This is a genomic window from Mesorhizobium sp. M7A.F.Ca.US.002.01.1.1 (assembly GCF_004022955.1).
Taxonomy (GTDB): domain Bacteria; phylum Pseudomonadota; class Alphaproteobacteria; order Rhizobiales; family Rhizobiaceae; genus Mesorhizobium; species Mesorhizobium ciceri.
The window spans coordinates 1-1,928 of record NZ_RZQE01000754.1 but is presented as its reverse complement, the minus strand read 5'-3'; the positions used below and the strand labels follow the sequence as shown (position 1 = coordinate 1,928).

Here is a 1,928-nt window from a genome sequence, read left to right as displayed (position 1 = left end):
ATGTTCGACCGCCCGCACCTGCGGCTGGCCGAGCGGCTTCTGGCGCGGGCAAAGGCGGCAGGTGTTTCCGCCTGAGCGCCTGCTACCAAACCAATGGAATCAGGCGGTAACGGACCTGGGCCACATAGTCGTCATAGCCGCGCAGACCGGCGCGAAGCGTTTTCTCTTCGATGAAGGTGCGGATGGCCAAGAGAACGACGAGCACGAGCACCGACGCCAGCCCCCACCAGGAACCAAGCAGAAGTGCCGTGCCGGCGAAGAAGAGGATGGCGCCGGCATACATCGGATGGCGGACGTAGCTGTAAGGCCCGGTGGAGATCACACGTTGTCCGCGTTCGTCCTGGATCTTGACCACGGGCGCCGCAAAACTGTTCTCCAGCATCGTCAGATAGCAGATCCAGATTCCGAGCAGCAGGACCAGTGCGCCGACCACCTGCACCCAGACGGGAACCGCCGACCAGCCGAAACGAACGTCGAATCCCATGAATATCTGAGAACCAAAGATGGCGAGCAGAAGTATGGACAGCAGCACCTTGTCGGCCGCGGCCTGATTCTTCTGGATGGGAGAGCTCAGCCGCTCATTCATCAGACCGGGATCGCGCCTCGCCAGCGCCACGCCCAAGGTGAGACTGAGGCCCACCATCCCCACCAGATAGACCCAGGCCCCCGGCCAATGCAGCGTGCCGGCCGACAGGAAGAGCAAGGCGCCCATGACGCCGAACCAGACGAATGTCTGAAGAACCAATTTCGCGATCATGATCGACCTGCCTTGATATCCGCTGATGATTGGTATTTTAGACCATTGGTCTACCATACAGACCACTGGTCTATAGTTCAAGCGAACCTTCGACCCGAGGCTCCGAACTCCCGCTTAACAAAAGGCTTGCAGCAGTCGGTTGTGTTGGCCGCTTTTGCCGGGCAGCCTCCGTGATAGGAATTTTTTCTTGACTCGGTGATCTCAGCTATGGTACATTTTTGCCCATGGTGCTGATTTGCGCCAGTGGCCCGCCGCACAGGCGGGTTTTTCGTTTGATGCTCCGTCAGCCAACGCGCAAGCGGAGGCTCCGAAGGGACCCGTTAACCCGAAATTCGTTGCCCTGGCTGCCGACGTCGGGACTGGACGGGAGCAGCCATCACGTGCAGAAAGTTCGTCATGCCCCGTGTCATCAAGCATCCAGAACTCAGGCGAGAAGAACTTCTGGACCATGCCCAGGCCCTGTTCCTGACCCAGGGCTATGACAAAGCGAGCCTCAATGACGTGATTGCGTCCGCCGGCATCTCGAAGGGTGCTTTCTATCATTACTTCCCCTCCAAGGAGGCTCTCCTGGAGGCATTGGCCGATCGCTTTGCAAGACAGGCACTGGCTGGGGTCCAGGACATACTCCACGATCCCGGCCTCGACCCGCTTGGCCGCCTGAATGGCCTGCTCAGCCAGTCGCGGCGGGCCAAGATCGAAACCGCGCCGGAAGCTTGGGCTCTTTTCGAGACGATGTTCCGGCCTGAGAATCTGGTGCTTTTCCACCGTATCAATCTGGCCGCCAGCGCGTCGTTTTCACCGCTGCTGGTCAAGGTCATCAGGCAAGGAATCGAAGACGGCACTTTCAGGACCTTCGATCCGGAAGGTGTCGCCGACATCGTCATGCAATTCGGCATGGCCACGCGTGATGTCGTGGCCAAGGCCATTGCCGGCGGCAGCGACGCCGACATGGAGGCCGCGATCGAAGTCCTGGAGAAACGCGTCAGGCTCTACGAAATCGCCCTCGACCGCATACTGGGCCTGCCCGATGGAAGCATTCGGATCGGCGAGCCCGGCTATGTGCGCACCGTCATGACCGCCAGGCGGCGAACGAGTGCCGGCAAGGCGCGGTAACTGGCCGAGCCTTGGTATCTAGTCCTTGTCCCAGCGTGGCCGGCGCATCGAAAACACC

The 1,928-nt window shown here is 60.3% G+C and carries 2 protein-coding genes; one reads left to right on the top strand and one right to left on the bottom strand.

Annotation, left to right across the window (positions count from 1 at the left end):
• Nucleotides 1–82 precede the first annotated feature (82 nt).
• Nucleotides 83–757 carry an isoprenylcysteine carboxylmethyltransferase family protein gene (locus tag EN932_RS35055; RefSeq protein WP_127370068.1) on the bottom strand — a complete coding sequence of 225 codons (675 nt, stop codon included), beginning with the start codon at nucleotides 755–757 and terminating at the stop codon, nucleotides 83–85.
• 396 nt (nucleotides 758–1,153) lie between these two features.
• On the opposite strand from EN932_RS35055, the gene EN932_RS35050 reads away from it, so the two are divergent.
• Nucleotides 1,154–1,870, top strand: a complete 717-nt coding sequence (locus EN932_RS35050; protein WP_024505353.1) for a TetR/AcrR family transcriptional regulator — start codon at nucleotides 1,154–1,156, stop codon at nucleotides 1,868–1,870.
• The last annotated feature ends 58 nt before the right edge of the window (nucleotides 1,871–1,928 follow it).

Bases quoted from the DNA above. Each gene is read 5' to 3' on its own strand.
- EN932_RS35055 (WP_127370068.1), bottom strand. From the start codon at position 757: ATGATCGCGAAATTGGTTCTTCAGACATTCGTCTGGTTCGGCGTCATG.
- EN932_RS35050 (WP_024505353.1), top strand. From the start codon at position 1,154: ATGCCCCGTGTCATCAAGCATCCAGAACTCAGGCGAGAAGAACTTCTG.